Source organism: Variovorax cryoconiti (assembly GCF_051216395.1).
In the GTDB taxonomy this organism is placed as follows: Bacteria; Pseudomonadota; Gammaproteobacteria; order Burkholderiales; family Burkholderiaceae_C; genus Variovorax.
In genome coordinates, this window is the sequence record NZ_JBPJZI010000004.1 from 328,358 (window position 1) to 347,876 (window position 19,519).

18 protein-coding genes are annotated in these 19,519 nt (G+C 68.5%); 9 read left to right on the top strand and 9 right to left on the bottom strand.

The features are described 5' to 3' along the window. Positions 1-60: 60 nt before the first annotated feature. Together ACSFA2_RS13435 and ACSFA2_RS13440 are read right to left on the bottom strand one after the other, a co-directional pair. On the bottom strand, positions 61-921 hold the full coding sequence (locus ACSFA2_RS13435; protein WP_435455800.1) for an ABC transporter permease: 861 nt from the start codon (positions 919-921) through the stop codon (positions 61-63). Next, positions 918-1,991: an ABC transporter ATP-binding protein gene (locus ACSFA2_RS13440; RefSeq protein WP_435455801.1), complete on the bottom strand. Its 1,074-nt coding sequence runs from the start codon at positions 1,989-1,991 to the stop codon at positions 918-920. The genes ACSFA2_RS13435 and ACSFA2_RS13440 overlap by 4 nt, the downstream gene beginning before the upstream one ends. A gap of 188 nt (positions 1,992-2,179) precedes the next feature. Here ACSFA2_RS13440 and ACSFA2_RS13445 point away from each other — a divergent pair, with 188 nt between their 5' ends. Then, positions 2,180-3,037, top strand: a complete 858-nt coding sequence (locus ACSFA2_RS13445) for an IclR family transcriptional regulator (protein ID WP_435455802.1) — start codon at positions 2,180-2,182, stop codon at positions 3,035-3,037. Here ACSFA2_RS13445 and ACSFA2_RS13450 read toward each other — a convergent pair. After that, positions 2,937-3,938, bottom strand: coding sequence for a LysR family transcriptional regulator (locus tag ACSFA2_RS13450; RefSeq protein ID WP_435455803.1), 1,002 nt, complete (start codon positions 3,936-3,938; stop codon positions 2,937-2,939). The two genes, ACSFA2_RS13445 and ACSFA2_RS13450, sit on opposite strands and share 101 nt — an antisense overlap. 175 nt (positions 3,939-4,113) lie before the next feature. On the opposite strand from ACSFA2_RS13450, the gene amaB reads away from it, so the two are divergent. The 4 genes from amaB (at position 4,114) to ACSFA2_RS13470 (ending at position 9,182) form a co-directional block, all read left to right on the top strand. After that, positions 4,114-5,655 (top strand): L-piperidine-6-carboxylate dehydrogenase, encoded by a 1,542-nt coding sequence (amaB, locus tag ACSFA2_RS13455; RefSeq protein WP_435455804.1) that lies wholly within the window; start codon positions 4,114-4,116, stop codon positions 5,653-5,655. A gap of 12 nt (positions 5,656-5,667) precedes the next feature. Continuing rightward, complete coding sequence (locus ACSFA2_RS13460) at positions 5,668-6,879, top strand: pyridoxal phosphate-dependent aminotransferase (protein ID WP_435455806.1); 1,212 nt, start codon at positions 5,668-5,670, stop codon at positions 6,877-6,879. Between the two features lie 25 nt (positions 6,880-6,904). After that, a complete protein-coding gene (locus ACSFA2_RS13465) occupies positions 6,905-8,578 on the top strand; it encodes a thiamine pyrophosphate-binding protein (protein WP_435455807.1) in 1,674 nt (557 codons plus the stop codon). Between the two features lie 400 nt (positions 8,579-8,978). Further along, positions 8,979-9,182: a hypothetical protein gene (locus tag ACSFA2_RS13470; protein ID WP_435455808.1), complete on the top strand. Its 204-nt coding sequence runs from the start codon at positions 8,979-8,981 to the stop codon at positions 9,180-9,182. Between the two features lie 3 nt (positions 9,183-9,185). Here ACSFA2_RS13470 and mrdA read toward each other — a convergent pair whose 3' ends face one another. The 4 genes from mrdA to ACSFA2_RS13490 are packed head-to-tail and all read right to left on the bottom strand — an operon-like array spanning position 9,186 to position 13,786. Then, on the bottom strand, positions 9,186-11,159 hold the full coding sequence (gene mrdA / locus ACSFA2_RS13475; RefSeq protein WP_435455809.1) for a penicillin-binding protein 2: 1,974 nt from the start codon (positions 11,157-11,159) through the stop codon (positions 9,186-9,188). A 54-nt stretch (positions 11,160-11,213) separates the two neighbouring features. Next, on the bottom strand, positions 11,214-11,735 hold the full coding sequence (gene mreD, locus ACSFA2_RS13480) for a rod shape-determining protein MreD (RefSeq protein ID WP_435455810.1): 522 nt from the start codon (positions 11,733-11,735) through the stop codon (positions 11,214-11,216). Next, complete coding sequence (gene mreC, locus ACSFA2_RS13485; RefSeq protein ID WP_435455811.1) at positions 11,732-12,727, bottom strand: rod shape-determining protein MreC; 996 nt, start codon at positions 12,725-12,727, stop codon at positions 11,732-11,734. The genes mreD and mreC overlap by 4 nt, the downstream gene beginning before the upstream one ends. A gap of 15 nt (positions 12,728-12,742) precedes the next feature. Then, positions 12,743-13,786 (bottom strand): rod shape-determining protein, encoded by a 1,044-nt coding sequence (locus ACSFA2_RS13490; RefSeq protein ID WP_435455812.1) that lies wholly within the window; start codon positions 13,784-13,786, stop codon positions 12,743-12,745. A gap of 213 nt (positions 13,787-13,999) precedes the next feature. Between ACSFA2_RS13490 and gatC the strand changes: the two genes are divergently transcribed. The 3 genes from gatC to gatB are packed head-to-tail and all read left to right on the top strand — an operon-like array spanning position 14,000 to position 17,321. Further along, entirely contained in the window at positions 14,000-14,299 is a 300-nt protein-coding gene (gene gatC / locus ACSFA2_RS13495; RefSeq protein ID WP_435455813.1) for an Asp-tRNA(Asn)/Glu-tRNA(Gln) amidotransferase subunit GatC, read from the top strand. Beyond that, positions 14,296-15,786, top strand: coding sequence for an Asp-tRNA(Asn)/Glu-tRNA(Gln) amidotransferase subunit GatA (gene gatA, locus ACSFA2_RS13500; protein ID WP_435455814.1), 1,491 nt, complete (start codon positions 14,296-14,298; stop codon positions 15,784-15,786). Before gatC ends, gatA begins: the two co-directional genes overlap by 4 nt. An 11-nt stretch (positions 15,787-15,797) precedes the next feature. After that, a complete protein-coding gene (gene gatB / locus ACSFA2_RS13505) occupies positions 15,798-17,321 on the top strand; it encodes an Asp-tRNA(Asn)/Glu-tRNA(Gln) amidotransferase subunit GatB (protein ID WP_435455815.1) in 1,524 nt (507 codons plus the stop codon). 6 nt (positions 17,322-17,327) lie between these two features. Here gatB and ACSFA2_RS13510 read toward each other — a convergent pair whose 3' ends face one another. Together ACSFA2_RS13510 and pyrE are read right to left on the bottom strand one after the other, a co-directional pair. Beyond that, positions 17,328-17,987, bottom strand: coding sequence for a DUF4124 domain-containing protein (locus tag ACSFA2_RS13510; protein WP_435455816.1), 660 nt, complete (start codon positions 17,985-17,987; stop codon positions 17,328-17,330). Between the two features lie 24 nt (positions 17,988-18,011). Then, on the bottom strand, positions 18,012-18,695 hold the full coding sequence (pyrE, locus tag ACSFA2_RS13515; RefSeq protein ID WP_435455817.1) for an orotate phosphoribosyltransferase: 684 nt from the start codon (positions 18,693-18,695) through the stop codon (positions 18,012-18,014). Between the two features lie 12 nt (positions 18,696-18,707). On the opposite strand from pyrE, the gene ACSFA2_RS13520 reads away from it, so the two are divergent. Then, positions 18,708-19,511: an exodeoxyribonuclease III gene (locus tag ACSFA2_RS13520; RefSeq protein ID WP_435455818.1), complete on the top strand. Its 804-nt coding sequence runs from the start codon at positions 18,708-18,710 to the stop codon at positions 19,509-19,511. Positions 19,512-19,519 lie beyond the last annotated feature (8 nt).

The window sequence follows — 19,519 nt, forward strand, 5'->3', positions numbered from 1 at the left end:
CTGCGCCCCCTCGGGGGGCAGCGAATACACGAAGTGATGGAGCGTGGGGGTCATAGTTATTTAGCCCAACGACTTCTTGTAACGGCCTTCGACGAGGCGGTTGTAGCTCAGCATGACGACCAGGTTCGCCACCAGCAGCACCAGCGCCACGGCAGCACCGAGCGGCCAGTTCAGCTCGTGCAGGTACTCGTCGTACACCACCGTGGCAACCATCTTCAGGCGACGTCCGCCGAGCAGGCCGGGAATGGCGAAGGAGCTGGCCGCAAGGCCAAAGACGATCAGGCTGCCCGACAAAATGCCGGGCATGACCTGCGGCAGCACGATGCGCCGCAGCGTGGTGAAGGGCGTGGCGCCGAGCGACAGGGCCGCGTTCTCCACGCCGGCGTCGAGCTTCTGCAGCGAGGTCCACACCGGGATCACCATGAAGGGCAGCATCACGTGCACCAGCGCGATGACGATGGCCGTCTCGGTGTAGAGGATCTTGACCGGGCCGAGGCCGAAGACGCCGAGCAGTCCGTTGACCAGGCCCTCGGGGCCGAGCAGCATGCTCCAGCCGAAGGCGCGCACCACCACCGACACCAGCAGCGGCGCGAGCACCACCAGCAGCAGGATCGAGCGCCACGGGTTGCGCATGCGGCTGAGCACATAGGCCTCGGGCGTGCCGATCAGCACGCAGATCAGCGCGACCAGCGCCGAGATCCAGAAGGTGCGCCAGAAGATGCCGTAGTAGTAGGAGTCGGTGAAGAGGTGGATGTAGTGGTCGAGCGTGAACTCGCCGCTCTTCACGCCCAGCGCCGGGTCGTAGACGTTGAACGACAGCACCGCGGTGAGCCCCAGCGGCACCAGCAGCAGCACGGTGAACAGCGCCAGCGCCGGGGCCGAGAGCCACCAGGGCGTGGACTTCCTGGCAAGCGCGCTCATGCAACCGCCGCCGCGATGTCGTCCGCCGGCAGCAGGCGCGTGCAGTGGTCGGGCCAGTCGATGCCGGCGGCCTGGCCTTCGTCGAGCGCATCGCGGCCGTCGTTGGGGCTCAGCACCATGATGTCGCCGACCGGCGTGCCCACGCGGTAGAGCCACTGGCTGCCGAGGAAGAAACGCTCGCCGACCACGCCCTGCAGCCGGCCGCTGCCCGCGGCGACGAGTTGCGCCTTCTCGGGCCGCACGCTCAGCAGCACGGCGGCGCCGGGGCGGAAGCCCGCATCGTCCACGTCGACCGCGAGCGGGCCGATCTCGACGCGCGTGCGGCTGCCGACCGACACGACCCGGCCTTCCAGCAGGTTCGCCTTGCCGACGAAGGTCGAGATGAATCGGGTGCGCGGGTGCTCGTACACGCGGTGCGGATGATCGATCTGCGTGGCGCGGCCGCCTTCCATCACGACCACGCGGTCGCTGATGGACATCGCCTCGCTCTGGTCGTGCGTGACCATGATGGTGGTGGTGCCGACCTTGCGCTGGATCTGGCGCAGCTCGAACTGCATTTCCTCGCGCAGCTTGGCGTCGAGGTTGGACAGCGGCTCGTCGAGCAGCAGCACCGGCGGCTCGATCACCAGCGCGCGGGCCAGGGCGACGCGCTGACGCTGGCCGCCGGAGAGTTCGCGCGGGTACTTCCTGGCGTGCACCTCGAGGTGGACCAGCGCCAGCGCCTGCGCGACGCGCTCCTGCCGTTCGGCCTTGGGCATCTTGCGCATCTCGAGGCCGAAGCTCACGTTGTCGGCCACCGTCATGTGCGGGAACAGCGCATAGGTCTGGAACACGATGCCCAGGCCGCGGGTGTTGGCCTTGGCGGTCGTGATGTCCTTGCCGTCGAGTTCGATGCGCCCGCTGCTCACCGCCTCGAAGCCGGCCACCATCTGCAGCGTGGTGGTCTTGCCGCAACCCGAGGGGCCGAGCAGCGAGACGAACTCGCCCTTCTCCACGGTCAGGTTCATGGCCGACACGGCGCAGGTCGTGCCGTAGTACTTGGTCACGCCGGTGAGTTGAAGAAATGACATGGACGGCCTTTCATCGAATCGGGGGAGCCGCCACAGGGACTGAATCCCGATGGCGTTCGAACCAATCTATTGCAATAACCGAACCAGAACACTCGTGGTATTCCATTAAACGGAAGTTATCTATGTTTTATTCCATTCATCGGAATACTTGAGATAAACTGAGGCAAAGAGATTCCGCAGGACCCACCATGACGACGACTTCCACCCCCACCGGGGGCGTGCCCCGGGCCTTCCTGGTGATCCGCGCCCTGGCCGAACTGCAGGCCGAAGGCGGCCGCGTGACCCAGATCGCACGAAATGTGGGCCTGACCCAGGCCACCACGCACCGTTTGCTGCAATCGCTGGTGGTCGAGGGCGTGGTCGAGCAGGACGAGCGCAGCAAGCTCTACCGGCTCAGCATCGACTTCTTCGCCCTCGCCGCGAAGGCCGGCGACGGCGGCGGGCTGCGCGCCCTGTGCCGGCCCGCCCTGCTGCGCCTGAGCGCCAGCCTGGGCGACAGCATCTTCCTGCTGGTGCGCAGCGGCTTCGACGCCGTCTGCCTCGACCGCAGCGAAGGCCCCTTCCCCATCCGCTCCTTCTCCGGCGACATCGGCGGGCGCATCGCGCTGGGCGTGGGCCAGGGCGCGCTGGCGATCCTGGCCTTCCTGCCGGAGACCGAGCGCGAGGAGGTCATCCGCTTCAACCTCTCGCGGGTGCGCGAGTACGGCGTGTACGACGAGGTCTACCTGCGCACCGAGATCGAGAAGGTGCGCCAGCAGGGCTACGCCGGCCGCAACACCGGCCTGCTCGAAGGCATGGCCGGCGTGGCGGTGCCGATCTGCGACCGCGAGGGCCGCGCCGTGGCCGCGCTGAGCGTGGGCACCATCGCCGACCGGCTCAACGCCGACCGCATGCCCACGGTGGTCGAACTGCTCAAGCGCGAGGCGGCCGCCATCGGCCCGCGCATCAACCCTTTCGACGCGACGCTGCGCCGGCCGACGCAGAGCCTGGCGAGCTCGCCGGCCGCGCAGAAGATCGAGCTGCCACAGGCCCCTTCGGCGGATTGATCGCCGCCGCGTCGGCCTGCGCCTCGCCGACGATCCAGTCGCGGAAGGCCAGCAGCAGCGGCACCTGCGCGCGCGACTCGGGGTAGACCAGGTAATAGGCGTCGTCGCTGGTCAGCGCCTGGGGGAACAGCACGGTCAGCGCGCCGGCAGCGATCTCGGCTTCGACCAGAAAGCTGGGCAGCAGCGCCGCGCCGAGGCCCGACACCGCCGCCTGCGCGATCATTGCGAACTGCTCGAAGCGCGGCCCGCGCAGGGCCGGTGCGCCGGCCACGCCGACCTGCTCGAACCATTCCGCCCATTGGGTCGGCCGGGTGCTCTGCTGCAGCAGCACGACCGCCGCCAGGTCTTCCGGCTGCCGAATGGCATGGCGTTCGGCGAAGGCCGGGCTGCAGACCGGCACCACCGCCTCGTGCATCAGATAGGCGCAGGCCGCGCCGGCCCAGTGCGGCGCGCCGAAGTGGATGGCGGCGTCGAAGGGCTCCTGCGCGAAGTCGAAAGGCTCGGAGCGGGCGGCGAAATTCACCGTGACCTCCGGGTGCCGCGCGACGAAGCCGCCCAGTCGCGGGATCAACCACCGCGTGCCCAGCGTGGGCAGCACCGCCAGGTTGAGCAGGCCGCCGCCGGCCGACGCCATCACCTTCTGGCTGGCGCCCGACAGCTGCTGCAGCACCGCACGCACGTCGGCCGCATAGACGCGGCCGATGTCGGTGAGCACGATGCGCTGGCGCACGCGGTGGAAGAGCGCGATGCCCAATTGCTGCTCGAGCTGGCGGATCTGCCGCGACACCGCGCTCTGCGTGAGGTGCAGCTCGTCCGCCGCGCGCGAGATGCTGTGGTGCCGCGCGGCCGCTTCGAAAGCGAGCAGGTCGGCGATGGGCGGGAGGAAGGATTTTCTGAACATCGTCATTCGGAGGGGGAATGAAGCAGCGGCTCGATCCCCATCCTCTTACAAGCATCAGGCGCACATTCTGCCGACTTCATTCGCCCTCAGCATCAACTCGTTCCACATTTTCGCTATGCAAGCCGGCCGCGGTGGCGGACAGTGTCGCCATCGTCTTTCCCAGCCGGACCCCGCCATGCCCAACGCCTCCACCCCTTCCTCCCTGCCGACCGAAGTCGCCGAACTGCTGCAACGCCTCGGCGTGCCGCGCGACGCCACTACCGGTGGCTCGCTGCCGGTGCGCTCGCCGGTCACCGGCGAACAGATCGCGGCCGTCGCCGAGACGTCCACCGCCCAGGCCAGCGAGGCCATCGGCCGCGCCCACGCCGCGTACCTGACTTGGCGCAACGTCCCGGCACCGCGCCGCGGCGAACTGGTGCGCCTGCTCGGCGAAGAACTGCGCCTGCACAAGGCCGACCTCGGCCGGCTGGTGACGCTCGAAGTCGGCAAGGTCCCGTCCGAAGGCGCCGGCGAGGTGCAGGAAATGATCGACATCTGCGACTTCGCGGTCGGCCTGTCGCGCCAGCTCTACGGCCTGACGATCGCGACCGAACGCGCCGAACACCGGATGATGGAAACCTGGCATCCGCTGGGCGTGGTCGGCGTGATCTCCGCCTTCAACTTCCCGGTGGCGGTGTGGTCGTGGAACGCGGCGCTGGCGCTGGTCTGCGGTGATTCGGTGGTGTGGAAGCCGTCCGAGAAGACGCCGCTGACCGCGCTCGCCACGCACGCCATCGCCCAGCGCGCCATCGCCCGCTTCGGCGCGGACGCGCCCGAGGGCCTGCTCGAACTGCTGATCGGCCAGCGCGACATCGGCGAAGTGCTGGTCGACGACCACCGCGTGCCGGTGCTTTCGGCCACCGGCTCGACCGCCATGGGCCGCCAGGTGGCGCCCAAGCTGGCCGCGCGCTTCGCCCGCGCCATCCTCGAACTGGGCGGCAACAACGCGGCCATCGTGTCGCCGTCGGCCGACCTGGACCTCGCGCTGCGCGGCATCGCCTTCGCGGCCATGGGCACGGCCGGCCAGCGCTGCACCACGCTGCGCCGCCTGTTCGTGCACGACAGCGTGTACGACGCGCTGGTGCCCAAGCTGGCCAAGGTCTATGGCAACGTGCAGGTCGGCGACCCGCGCGAGGCCGGCACGCTGGTCGGCCCGCTGATCGACCGCGCTGCCTTCGACGGCATGCAGAAGGCCCTCGGCGAATGCCGCGAGCTGGGCGCGACGGTGCACGGCGGCCAGCGCGTCGACGGCATCGGCACGCCAGACGCCTACTACGCGCGCCCGGCGCTGGTCGAACTGAGCGCGCACGCCGGTCCGGCACTGCGCGAGACCTTCGCGCCCATCCTCTACGTCGTGCGCTATTCGTCCTTCGACGAAGCCATCGAATGGCACAACGCGGTGGGCGCGGGCCTGTCGTCGTCGATCTTCACGCTCGACATGCGCGAGGCCGAACGCTTCATGTCGGCGGCGGGCTCGGACTGCGGCATCGCCAACGTGAACATCGGCCCGAGCGGCGCGGAGATCGGCGGCGCCTTCGGTGGCGAGAAGGAAACCGGCGGCGGGCGCGAAGCCGGCTCCGACGCCTGGAAGGCCTACATGCGCCGCGCCACCAACACCATCAACTACTCGACCACCCTGCCGCTGGCGCAAGGCGTGACCTTCGACATCGCGGGCTGAGAAGCTGTGAGCGTGACGACCGCTTTCGTGCCCGCACAGCGCGTGCGCGCCATCGGCGTGTCCGAGATCCTGCGCATCACCGACCATGCGAATGCGCTCAAACGCGCCGGCCGGCCGGTGATCGTGCTGGGCGCCGGCGAGCCGGACTTCGACACGCCGCAGAACGTGCTCGACGCTGCGATGCGCGCCATCGGCCGCGGCGAGACGCGCTACACGGTGCTCGACGGCAGCCCGGCCATGAAGGCCGCGGTGCAGCACAAGTTCCAGCGCGACAACGGGCTGGACTTCGCGCTCGACGAGATCACCGTGAGCGCCGGCGCCAAGCAGGTCATCTTCAACGCGATGATGGCCAGCCTGAACCCGGGCGATGAAGTCATCCTGCCGGCGCCCTACTGGACCTCGTACGCCGACATCGTGCAGATCTGCGGCGGCGTGCCGGTGTCGGTCGCGTGCACCGAGGCGAACGGCTTCCGGCTCGACGCCGCGCAGCTCGAAGCGGCCATCACGCCGCGCACGCGCTGGCTCTTTCTGAACTCGCCGTCGAACCCGAGCGGTGCGGCCTACAGCGCGGCGCAGCTCGCGCCCCTGTGCGAGGTGCTGCTGCGGCATCCGTCGGTGTGGGTGCTGGCGGACGACATCTACGAACACATCCTCTACGACGGGCTGGCGTTCGCCACGCCGGTGGCTGTCGAGCCGCGGCTGCGCGATCGCACGCTGACGGTGAACGGCGTGTCGAAGGCCTACGCGATGACCGGCTGGCGTGTCGGCTACGGGGCCGGGCCGCGCGCGCTGATCGCGGCCATGGCCGTGGTGCAGAGCCAGACGACCTCGTGCCCCTCGTCGATCAGCCAGGCCGCGGCCATCGAGGCGCTGACCGGGCCGCAGGACGTGGTCGCGACGCGCTGCGCGGACTTCCAGGCGCGGCGCGACGTCGTGGTGGCCGCACTGAACGGCGCGCCCGGCCTGCATTGCCGCGTGCCCGAGGGTGCCTTCTATACGTACGCCAGCTGCGCCGGCGTGCTCGGCAAGCACACGCGCGGCGGCACACGGCTGCAGACCGACAGCGATTTCTGCCGCTACCTGCTGCAGGATGTCGAGGTGGCGGTGGTGCCGGGCAGCGTGTTCGGGCTGGCGCCTTACTTCCGCATCTCGTATGCAACCTCGATGGCGCAACTGGAAGAAGCCTGCGCACGCATCACCGCGGCCTGTGCTGCGCTCGAGTGACCCCATTGATTTCATCGGAACCCACATGACCTCACCCCGCACCGGCGGCCAGATCCTGGTCGACCAACTCATCACCCACGGCGTCGAGCAGCTGTTCTGCGTGCCCGGCGAAAGCTTCCTGGCCGTGCTCGACGCACTGCACGACGCCTCGATCGCCGTGACCGTGTGCCGCCAGGAAGGCGGCGCGGCCATGATGGCCGAGGCGCAGGGCAAGCTCACCGGCAAGCCGGGCGTCTGCTTCGTCACGCGCGGCCCCGGCGCGACCAACGCGTCGGCCGGCGTGCACATCGCGCACCAGGATTCCACGCCGCTGCTGCTCTTCGTCGGCCAGGTGGCGCGCGACGCGCTCGGCCGCGAGGCCTTCCAGGAACTGGACTACGGCGCAGTGTTCGGCACCATGGCCAAGTGGGTCGTGCAGATCGACGACCCGGCGCGCGTGCCCGAACTCATCTCGCGCGCCTTCCATGTCGCGACCTCGGGCCGGCCCGGCCCGGTGGTGATCGCGCTGCCGGAAGACATGCTGACCGAAGCCGCCACGGTGGCCGATGCCCTGCCGTACGCCGTCACGGAAACGCACCCGGGCGCGGCGCAGATCGCCGAGCTGCAGCAGCGCATCGAGGCGGCCGAGCGGCCGGTCGTGATCCTCGGCGGCAGCCGCTGGTCCGACGCGGCGGTGCAGCAGTTCGCCGGCTTCGCCGAGGCCTTCGCGCTGCCGGTGTACTGCTCGTTCCGGCGCCAGATGCTGTTCAGCGCCAAGCACCCGTCGTATGGCGGCGACCTCGGGCTGGGCGCGAACCCGAAGCTGCTGCAGGCCATCCGTGCATCGGACCTGGTGCTGCTGATCGGCGGGCGCCTGTCGGAGGTGCCCTCGCAGGGCTACGAGCTGATCGGCATCCCGACGCCGCAGCAGGCGCTGGTGCACGTGAACGCCGACGCCGACGAGCTGGGCAAGCTGTACCGCGCCACGCAGGCGATCCACGCGACGCCGCAGGCCTTCGCGGCGGCGGTCGCGTCGCTGCGGCCCTCGGCGCCGCCGACATGGGCGGCGGCCACGGCCCAGGCGCACCAGGACTTCCTGGCCTGGAGCGATCCGGCGCCGATCCGCATTCCCGGCCCGCTGCAGATGGGCGAGGTCATGACACACCTGCGCGAGGTGTTGCCGGCCGACACCATCTTCTGCAACGGCGCGGGCAACTTCGCCACCTGGGTGCACCGCTTCTGGCCCTTCACCACCTTCGCCAGCCAGCTGGCGCCCACCAGCGGCTCGATGGGCTACGGCCTGCCGGCCGGCGTGGGCGGCAAGCGCCTGTGCCCGCAGCGCGAAGTGGTGGTGTTCGCCGGCGACGGCGACTTCCTGATGCACGGCCAGGAATTCGCGACCGCGGTGCAGTACGGCTTGGCCGTCATCGTGGTGCTGCTCGACAACGCGATGTACGGCACGATCCGCATGCACCAGGAGAAGCACTACCCCGGGCGCGTCAGTGCCACGCAGCTGAAGAACCCCGACTTCCGCGGCTACGCCGAGGTGTTCGGCGGCCATGGCGAGCGCGTGACCACGACGGAAGAGTTCGGCCCTGCGCTGGCGCGCGCACGGGCCAGCGGCAAGCCGGCCATCCTGCATTGCCTGCTCGACCCGGAAGCCATCACGCCCGGCAGCACCTTGCAGAGCATCCGCAAGGCCGCGCTCGCGGCAAGCTGAGATCGAGCCCTCTCACGTCTCGATACATTTTGGGCCGGGCGAAGCTTCTGGTAACGGGTTAGTCCTAATGCACTGCCGCGGTGCGCACTCTAAAGTCGCGCCACTCGCAAACGGGCATGCCCGTCCCGCGGGGTGCCGAGGAGACATAGCTTTCGCCCAGAACTCGAAGAACCCGAGACAACAGGCTTCCACAGAGAAGCCGCACAAACGAAAAAGACGCCGCTGGACGGCGTCTTTTTTTTGGCCTGGCCGGAATGCGGTCGCGAAAGAGCGGCTTCATTGTGGTGCGCCACACACAGTTGCACGGGCCACACCTGGAAACACGACGAAGTTCACGGAAACTTTTTCCCGTGGGACGAGCGTCAGGCGGAAGATCGGCAGACCCCCTCAAGGAGCTGCGATGCCCGCCCACACACCCACCTACCGCACTGCCGATGCGTCGGCGGCCACGTGGCGCCAGCGCATCGCGCAAGCCATGGGACGCCGCAGGACGTCTTCCCGCGCTGCCTCATCTACCCTGCAGATTCCCGTCGCACGTCCGTCCGCCGACGCCTTCGAGCGCATGGACCTTGACCAGCGCGTTCGCCAGCTCGGGGAGTGGTGACGCTCAGGGCGCCGTAGCCGGCGTGTTCGCAGGCACCGGCGGCCACGCCACCTCGCTCGCCACACGGGGCTTGCCGATCGGCACCGTCGCCTTGCCCACCCGGACCGCTGCCATGTCGGCCTCGCTCGGGTACTGGTCCATCAACCAGTAGTCCATCACCCGCCGCGCGATCGGCGCGGCTGCACCGGCGCCCCAACCGGCGTTCTCCACGATCACCGCCAGCGCGATCTTCGGGTCGTTGGCCGGCGCGAAGCCCATGAAGAGCGCGTGGTCGCGCTGGTGCTCCTCGAGGGCCTTGGCGTTGTACTTGGTGTTCTGGGCTTGCGTCACGGCCTGCGCCGTGCCGGTCTTGCCGGCAGCCTGGTAGCCCGCCCCGGCGAACACACCGCGCGCCGTGCCGCTGGTGACGACGCTCACCAGACCTTCGCGCACGACGGCCACGTTGGCCGGCTTGAAGCCCAGGTCCTCCGCGGGCGGCTGGATCACCGACTTGATCTGGCCCGTGACCGTGTCTCGGGTGGCGAGCACCACGTGCGGCCGGTGCCGCACGCCGCCGTCGGCCACGATCGACGCGGCCTGGGCCAGCTGCAGCATGGTGAAGGTGTTGTAGCCCTGGCCGATGCCCAGCGAGATGGTTTCGCCGGCGTACCACTTCTTCTGCTCGGGCCGCTTGTAGGCGTTGCGCTTCCACTCGGTGCTGGGCAGCACGCCGCGCAGTTCACCGCCCAGGTCGATGCCCGTGATCTGGCCGAAACCCAGCGGCTTCATGAAGTCGTGGATCTTATCGACGCCCATCTCGTTGGCCAGCGAGTAGTAGTAGATGTTGCTCGACAGCTGGATCGAGCGGCGCATGTCGACGCCACCGATGTTGCCTTCGGGGCTGCCGAAGCGGTGCCCGCCGAAGTTGAAGTAGCCCGGGTCGTTGACCACGACGTTCGGCCCGCGCGAACCGGTCTCGAGCGCGGCCAGCGCCATGAAGGGCTTGTACGTCGAGCCCGGCGGGTAGGTGCCGCGCAGCGCGCGGTTGAGCAGCGGCTTGTCGAGCGACTCGCTCAGCTCCTTCCAGCTCTCGGTGTCGATGCCCTCAACGAACAGGTTGGGGTCGAAGGTCGGCTTGCTGACGAAGGCCAGCACCTCGCCGGTTTTGGGGTTGAACGCCACCAGCGCGCCGCGGCGATCGCCGTACATGTCCTCAATCAGCTTTTGCAGCTTGATGTCGAGCGACAGCATCACGGTGTCGCCCGGCGTCGACGGGTGGCTGGCCAGCCGCCGCACCGCGCGTCCCCCGGCCGAGGTTTCCATCTGCTCCACGCCGGTCAGCCCGTGCAAGGTCTTTTCGTAGCTTTGCTCCACGCCAAGCTTGCCGATGTAGTCGGTGCCCTTGTAGTTGGACACCTCTTCCTCCGGCCAGTCTTCCATCGCTTCCTTCTCGCGCTGGTTGATGCGGCCGATGTAGCCGAGCACATGGCTCGCCGTCTCGCCGTAGGGGTAGTTGCGGAACAGCCGCGCCTTGATTTCGACGCCCGGGAAGCGGTAGCGCTGCGCCGCGAAACGGGCGACCTCCTCGTCGGACAGGCGCGTGCGGATGGGCACCGAATCGAAACTGCGCGAGTCCTCGCGCAGGCGCTTGAAGCGGCGACGGTCGCGCGGCGTGACGTCGACCACCTCGGCCAGTGCGTCGATGGTCTCGTCCACCTTGCCGGCCTTCGACGGCGTGATCTCCAGCGTGTAGGCCGAGTAGTTCGACGCCAGCACGACGCCGTTGCGGTCGAGGATCAGCCCACGGTTGGGCACCACCGGCAACACGGCCGTGCGATTGCTCTCGGCCTGCTCGGCCAGGTCGACGTGCCGCACCACCTGCAGGTAGACCAGCCGCGAGCACAGCAGCCCGAAGGCGGTGAGCACCACCAGGCCGATGACGATCACCCGCCGCTTGAAGCGGGCGAGGTCGGCGGCGACGTTTCTTATCTCGGTCATGCGGGACGCAGACTACGCGCGCAGCGTGCGCGAAGCAAGTTCACAGGGGCCAGGTCACAGCGGCCGGTTGGCATCGGGTTCGGGCGTGCGCCGCTGCGGCGCCAGCAGGATGACGCTGATGAGCGGCCACAGGGCCGCTTCGATCACCGGTGCGATCAGCAGCGACCAGCCCGGGAACACCCCGCCGCCGATCATGCGGATGGCCAGCTCGATCAGGTGCGACACGGCGAACAGCGGCAGCACCTGCGGCGCCTGCGACAGCACCGGGTACCAGAGCAGCCGCCGGTGCAACATGATCGCAAAGAAGCCCAGCGTGGTGTACGACAGCGCATGCTGCCCGAGCATGGCCGACTGGTGCACGTCCATGCACAGGCCGAAGACGAAGGCCGCGCCGATACCGATCCGTGTGGGCTGGTGCACGCTCCAGAACACGATCGCCAGCGCCAGCAGGTCGGGCGTCCAGGCCGCGCGGCCCAGCGGCACCATGTCGAACAGCAGCGCGACGATCAGGCTGGCCCAGATGAAGACCGGGTTGACGGGCAGCAGGAGCTGCTGCTGGCCGGGACGCATGATCATGGCGTGCGCCCTTCTCGGCGAGCAGCGGGTTTTGCCTCGGAGGCCGCGGGTGTCTTCGGCTTGATGTCGGCGTTCTTCTTGACGCTGGCGGCCGACGCCGCCGCCGATGCAGCCGCGGCCGAGCGCATCGACGCTGCACTGCCGATCGGTGCCAGCACCAGCACATAGCGCGCCGCCGTCACCTGCGCGAGCGGCAGGCAGTAGATGCGGGCGAAGCCGGAATCGGCACGGCGTTCGATGCGTTCGATCTTCGCCACCGGCAGCCCCGGCGGGTAGACGCCGTCGACACCACTGGTCGCGAGCAAGTCACCCTCCTGCAGATCGGCGTTGGCAGCCATGAAGCGCAGTTCGAGCCCGCCGCCGTGCGCACTGGCGTCGCCGAAGGCCACGCTGCGTGCACCGGTGCGCGTGTTCTGCACCGGGATGGCAAGGTCGCGGTCGATCACCAGGGTGACTTCGCTGCTGAAAGGCAGCACCTGCGTCACCTGGCCGATCACGCCGCGCTCGTCGATCACCGGCGAGCCGGGGGCGATGCCGCTGGACAGGCCCTGGTCGATGACGACCTTGCGGGTGTACGGGTCGGCCGCGTCGTAGAGCACCTCGGCCGCGCGGCCCGGCGTCTGCGTCGTCTGCCGCAGTTCGAGCAGCGAGCGCAGCCGTTCGTTTTCCTTGGCCAGGCTGTCGGCCTGGCCCGCACGCTCGGCCTGCAGCGTCAGCGCGCGGCGTGCCTCGGCCTCGTGGCGCTGGGCCGCCTGCAGGTCTTCGAGGTAGGTGCCGCCTTGAGCGAACAGCTGCACCGGCTTGAGCGCCAGCCACTGGAAGGGATAGAGCACCACACCGACCGCGGCACGCACCGGCTGCATCAGGTGGAAGCGCGCATCGGCCACCATCAGGAACACGGCGAGTGCGCTGAAGAAGATCAGCTTGCTGAGCGCCGACGGTCCCTGGTGGAAGAGCGGTGGCGCGGAGCGATCCAGCGTGCCGAGCGGCATACGCGACCGCCGGGGTTATTCCGAGGTGAAGATGCTGCCGAGGCGGTCCATGCGCTCGAGCGCGATGCCGCAGCCGCGCACCACGCAGGTCAGCGGGTCTTCGGCGACCAGCACCGGCAGACCGGTTTCCTCGGCCAGCAGCCGGTCGAGGTCGCGCAGCAGGGCGCCGCCACCCGTGAGCATCATGCCGCGCTCGGCGATGTCGGCACCCAGCTCGGGTGGCGTCTGCTCCAGCGCATTCTTCACGGCCGAGACGATGTTGTTGAGCGGGTCGGTCAGCGCTTCCAGCACTTCGTTGCTGCTGATGGTGAAGCTGCGCGGCACGCCCTCGCTGAGGTTGCGGCCCTTGACTTCCATCTCCTTGACCTCGGAGCCCGGGAAGGCCGAGCCGATGGTCTTCTTGATGACTTCGGCCGTCGGCTCGCCGATCAGCATGCCGTAGTTGCGGCGGATGTAGTTGATGATGGCCTCGTCGAAGCGGTCGCCGCCGACGCGGACGCTGCCCTTGTAGACCATGCCGCCCAGCGAGATCACGCCCACTTCGGTGGTTCCGCCGCCGATGTCGACCACCATCGAGCCCGACGCTTCCGACACCGGCAGGCCGGCACCGATGGCCGCGGCCATGGGTTCTTCGATGAGGTAGACCGAGGTGGCGCCTGCCGCTTCGGCCGCGTCCTTGATGGCACGGCGCTCGACCTGGGTCGAGCCGCAGGGCACGCAGATGATGATGCGCGGGCTGGGCGCGAGCATCGAGCGCGGGTGCACCATCTTGATGAACTGCTTGATCATCTGCTCGGTGATCACGAAGTCGGCAATGACGCCATCCTTCATCGGGCGGATCGCCTCGATGTTGCCGGGCACCTTGCCCAGCATGGCCTTGGCTTCGCGGCCGACGGCCTGGATCACCTTCTTGCCGTGGGGGCCGCCTTCGTGGCGAATGGCCACGACGGAAGGCTCGTCAAGGACGATGCCCTTGCCGCGAGCGAAGATCAGGGTATTGGCAGTGCCGAGGTCGATGGCGAGGTCGGTCGAAAAGTACCGACGGAAAGCTCCAAACATGTGGAATTCCTCTGGAGCACGGCATGCGCATCGGCAGGTCGTCGCTCTATTTTTTGGGTCGTCTGAAGGGATGGATTGATGGTTTTTGCAGCAAAAGCCGGCGCGTTCGCGGGGGTTGCGGCAAAGGCGGGATAATACCCGAATCCCCTGGACTTCCTTCGTTTTCGCCCCCCGGCGGGGCCGGTTTCGACACCGTTTCGTCCTCATTTCCGAATGTCACTCACCTCCACCGATATCGCCCGCATTGCCACGCTGGCACGCCTCCAGCTGGCACCCGAAGAAAGCACGCGGCTGCAGGGCCAGATCAACGGCTTCTTCGACCTGGTCGAAAAGATGCGCGCCGTCGACACCACCGGCCTAGAGCCGCTGGCCCACCCCGTGGCCGCCATCGAAGACATCACGCTGCGCCTGCGCGACGACGTGGTGAGCGAGCCGAACAACCGCGACGCCAACCAGAAGAGCGCCCCCGCCGTCGAGCGCGGCCTGTTCCTCGTGCCGAAGGTGATCGAATGAGTGCGGACCTGCATCAACTGGGCGTGGCCGGGCTGGCCAAGGCGCTCGCCGCGCGCGAGGTCTCGGCGGTCGAAGCGGCGCAACATTTCCTGCAACGCATCGATGCGCACCAGGCGCTCGGCGCCTTCGTGGCGGTCGATGCCGACGTGACGCTGGCGCAGGCCCGGGCCGCCGACGCGCAGATTGCACAGGGCAACGCACCGGCGCTGGCCGGCGTGCCGATCGCGCACAAGGACATCTTCGTCACGACCGACTTCCCGACCACCGCCGGCTCGCGCATGCTGGCGGGCTACCGCTCGCCTTTCGACGCGACCGTGGTGCGGCGCCTGGCCGAGGCCGGCGCCGTGACGCTGGGCAAGCTCAGCTGCGACGAGTTCGCCATGGGCTCGGCCAACGAGAACGTCGCCGTGCCCGCCGTGGGCTCCGACGCCGTCGTGCCCGTGCGCAACCCGTGGGACACCGGCCGCGTGCCGGGCGGCTCCTCCGGCGGCAGCGCGGCCGCCGTAGCGGCACGCCTGGCGCCCGCTGCCACCGGCACCGACACCGGCGGCTCGATCCGCCAGCCCGCGTCCTTCTGCGGCATCACCGGCATCAAGCCGACCTACGGCCGCGCCTCGCGCTACGGCATGGTCGCCTTCGCGTCCAGCCTCGACCAAGCCGGCGCGATGGCCCGTTCGGCCGAAGACTGCGCGCTGCTGCTGTCGGCCATGTGCGGCCCCGACCTGGACCGCGACTCGACCTCGATCGACCGGCCGGCCGAAGACTGTTCGCGCACGTTGACCGGCTCGCTGGAGGGCCTGCGCATCGGCGTGCCGAAGGAGTTCTTCGGCGAGGGCGTAGCCCCCGGCGTGCGCGCCGCGGTCGATGCGGCCCTGGCCGAGTACGAGAAGCTGGGCGCCAAGCGCGTGGCCGTCACGCTGCCGCGCACCGAGCTGTCGATCCCCGTGTACTACATCCTCGCGGCGGCCGAAGCGTCGAGCAACCTGAGCCGCTTCGACGGCGTCAAGTTCGGCCACCGGGCCGCGCAGTACAAGGACCTGGCCGACATGTACGGCAAGACCCGCGAAGAAGGCTTCGGCGACGAGGTCAAGCGCCGCATCATGATCGGCACCTACGTGCTGAGCCACGGCTACTACGACGCCTACTACCTGCAGGCGCAGAAGGTGCGCCGGATGATCGCCGACGACTTCCAGCAGGCCTTCCAGGACTGCGACGTGATCGCCGGCCCGGCCGCACCGACCGTGGCCTGGAAGCTCGGCGCGCACGGCGACGACCCGGTCGCCGACTACCTGGCCGACATCTTCACCCTCCCCGCCTCGCTGGCCGGCCTGCCCGGCATGAGCCTGCCTGCGGGCTTCGGCGAAGACGGCATGCCGGTCGGCCTGCAGCTGATCGGCAACTACTTCGCCGAGGCGAAGCTGCTGAATGCGGCGCACCGCTTCCAGCAGGCCACCGACTGGCATGCACGCGCACCGCAAGGCATTTGAAGGCATCCGAGATGAGCGACCCCGTGAACACATTCGAAGCGCAGCAAGCAGGCCGCCCGACCGGCCCGCTGGTGCAGGGCTATGAAGTCATCATCGGCTTCGAGACGCACGCGCAGTTGTCGACCGCCAGCAAGATCTTCAGCCGCGCCTCGACGGCCTTCGGCGCCGAGCCCAACACGCAGGCCTGCGCCGTCGACCTGGCGCTGCCGGGCACGCTGCCGGTGATGAACAAGGGCGCGGTCGAACGCGCCATCAAGCTGGGCCTGGCGCTGGGCTCGACCATCGCGCCGCGCAGCGTCTTCGCGCGCAAGAACTATTTCTACCCCGACCTGCCCAAGGGCTACCAGATCTCGCAGTTCGAGATCCCGGTGGTGCAGGGCGGCGCCGTGAGCTTCTTCGTCGGCGACGAAGCCAAGACCGTGCGGCTGGTGCGCGCGCACCTGGAAGAAGACGCCGGCAAGTCGCTGCACGAGGACTTCATCGGCCAGTCGGGCATCGACCTGAACCGCGCCGGCACGCCGCTGCTCGAGATCGTGACCGAACCCGACATGCGCTCCACCGCCGAGGCCGTGGCCTATGCGAAGGAGCTGCACAAGATCGTGACCTGGATCGGCATCTGCGACGGCAACATGCAGGAAGGCAGCTTCCGCTGCGACGCCAACGTGTCGGTGCGCAAGCCCGGTGCCAAGCTGGGCACGCGCCGCGAGATCAAGAACCTGAACAGCTTCAAGTTCATGCAGCAGGCGATCGACTACGAGATCCGCTGGCAGATCGAGGAGATCGAGGACGGCCGCGCGATCCAGCAGGCGACCGTGCTGTTCGACCCCGACACCGGCGAGACCCGCGCGATGCGCACCAAGGAAGACGCGGCCGACTACCGCTACTTCCCCGACCCGGACCTGCCGCCGCTGGCGATCGCGCAGGAGTGGATCGAGCGGGTGCGTGGCGAGATGCCTGAATTGCCGGGCAAGATGGCCCAGCGCTTCATGACCGACTATCAGCTATCCGAGTACGACGCCAGTGCACTGACGCAAAGCGTCGCAACGGCTGCGTACTTCGAGAGCGCTGTAGCGGCACTGCGTGCGACGAACCCGGCTAAGGCGAGCGAATCGCACTATGCCAAGACGGTGGCGAACTGGATCACGGGTGAGATGGCTCGCCGCTTGAATGCGCAGGAGATCGCTATCGAAGCCGCTCCGGTGACGACTGCACTGCTCGCGCAGCTTGTCACACGCATCAGCGACGGCACCATCTCCAACGCCGCCGCACGCCAGGTCTTCGACGCCCTGTGGACCGGCGAAGCGAGCGACGTCGATGCCGTGATCGAAGCCAAGGGCCTCAAGCAGATGAGCGACGCCGGCGCCCTCGAAGCCATCATCGACGGCGTGCTCGCCACCAACGAAAAGAACATCGCCGAGTACCGCGCCGGCAAGGACAAGGCCTTCAACGCGCTGGTCGGTCAGGTCATGAAGGCCAGCCAGGGCAAGGCCAACCCGGCGCAGGTCAATGCGCTGCTCAAGAGCAAGCTCGGCTGAACGGCCTCAGCGGCCGGCGCCGCCAGCCGCGTTCGCCGTCCACAGCGGCTTGAGCCGCGCGCGCTCTTCGTCGAAGCGCGCGTTCACGCGCTTCTTCTCGTCTTCCTGGGCTGCAACGAAGCGGTTCTGGATCGCCACGCTCTGCTCGCTGTCGTCGAGCTTGCGGCGCAACGACGGTGGGGCCTTGCTCAGGTCCTTCTTGTAGAACTCCATCTCGTCGTCGATGCCCTGGCGCTCCTTGGCCAGTTCGCCAAGACGCTTGCGGGCGGCGTCGATCACCGCGTCGATCTGCAGCATGGCCTCCGACCGCTCGCGCTCGTGCGCTGTCGGGTTGGGGTAGCGCATCAGCAGGGCGCGCTCGCGCCGTCGCTCCTCGCTCAGCCGCGACGCCTGCATCGCCGCCTGCCGCGCGCGCTCTTCGCGCTCGGCCTGCTCGCGCGGGGTGTAGGTGGGTTCGAGGGTGCGGCGCACGGTGCCGCTCGGGCCGAACTCGCGCTGTTCGCGGTCGGCGCAATCGGCGATCGGCCGGTCGGCGGTGATGGTCCGCCCGCGGCTGTCGGTACAGCTGTAGATGCCGGGCGATGCCGTCGGCCCCTGCGCCGAAGCGGAGGCTGCCAGTGCACACAGCGACCAGGTCGCCAAGAAGGTTCGGTTCGGCAGCAGCATCCGTTCTCCCGTGACGGTCCAACTTCAGACGGCGCCGTAGCGCTGGCGGTACGCCAGCACCTTGTCGCGGTGGGCGTCGAGTTCGCCGCCGCCGCGTTCGGCCAGGTACTTTAGCAAGTCGTCCAGATTGGCGATCGACAGCACCTGCATCCCCAACTGGTTCTGCACGTATTGCACGGCGCTGTGGGCCACATCCACGCCGTCTTCCGTCGCCATCTCCTGTCGGTCCAGGGCGATGACGACCGCGTGCGGCGTGGCGCCGGCCTGGCGGATGGTCGCGATCGATTCGCGCACCGCCGTGCCGGCCGACATCACGTCGTCGACGATCAGCACGCGGCCCTGCAGCCTGGCGCCGACCAGGGTGCCGCCTTCGCCGTGGGCCTTGGCTTCCTTGCGGTTGTAGGCGAAGGGCACGTTGCGCCCGCGCCGGGCGAGTTCGGCGGCCAGCACCGCGCCCAGGGGAATGCCCTTGTAGGCCGGGCCGAAGAGCATGTCGAACTCCAGGCCGCTGTCGATCAGGCGCTCTGCATAGAATTCCGCCAGCCGCAACATCTTGGCACCGTCGTCGAACAGGCCGGCATTGAAGAAGTAGGGACTGAGCCGTCCGGCCTTGGTCTTGAACTCGCCGAATCGCAGCACGCCGGCGTCGAGCGCGAACTGCACGAAATCCAGCGCGAGCCTGTCGCCCGCCCCCTTCACCTCAGCCATCGGGAATTCCTTTTGTTCAAACTGACCAGCCTCAACCTCAATGGCCTGCGCTCGGCCGCCACCAAGGGCGTGGCCGACTGGGTGGCCGAACTGGCGCCGGATTGTATTTGCATGCAGGAGATCCGGGTCCAGGCCAGCGACATCGAAGGCCGCTTCGAAGAGATGGCCGGCCTCCAGGGCCACTTCCATTTTGCGGAGAAGAAGGGCTACGCCGGTACTGCGATCTACACGAAGCATGCGCCCAGCGAGGTCGTGGTCGGATGGGGCGACGCCGAGTTCGACGCCGAGGGCCGCTACCTCGAACTTCGCTTCGACACGCCCGCACGCAAGCTGTCGATCATCAGTTGCTACTTCCCGAGCGGCTCGTCCGGCGAGGAGCGCCAAGCCGCCAAGTTCCGCTTCCTCAAGGGCTTCTTCCCGCACCTGAATGCGCTCAAGCGCGAACGCGAGTTCATCCTGTGCGGCGACATCAACATCGCCCACCAGGAGATCGACCTGAAGAACTTCAAGGGAAACATGAAGAACAGCGGCTTCCTGCCCGAGGAGCGCGCCTGGATGACGCGCCTGCTCGACGCCGGCACCGGCGGCGCGGGCCTGATCGACGTCTACCGCCAACTCAAACCCGACACCACGGGCGAGGCCTACACCTGGTGGAGCAACCGCGGGCAGGCCTATGCGAAGAACGTGGGGTGGCGGTTGGACTATCACCTGGCCACGCCGGCACTGGGCGCGCTGGCGCGGCACGAGTCGATCTACAAGACCGTGAAGTTCAGCGACCACGCGCCGATCACGGTGGATTACGAGTTCACGCTGTAGGCGCGTGC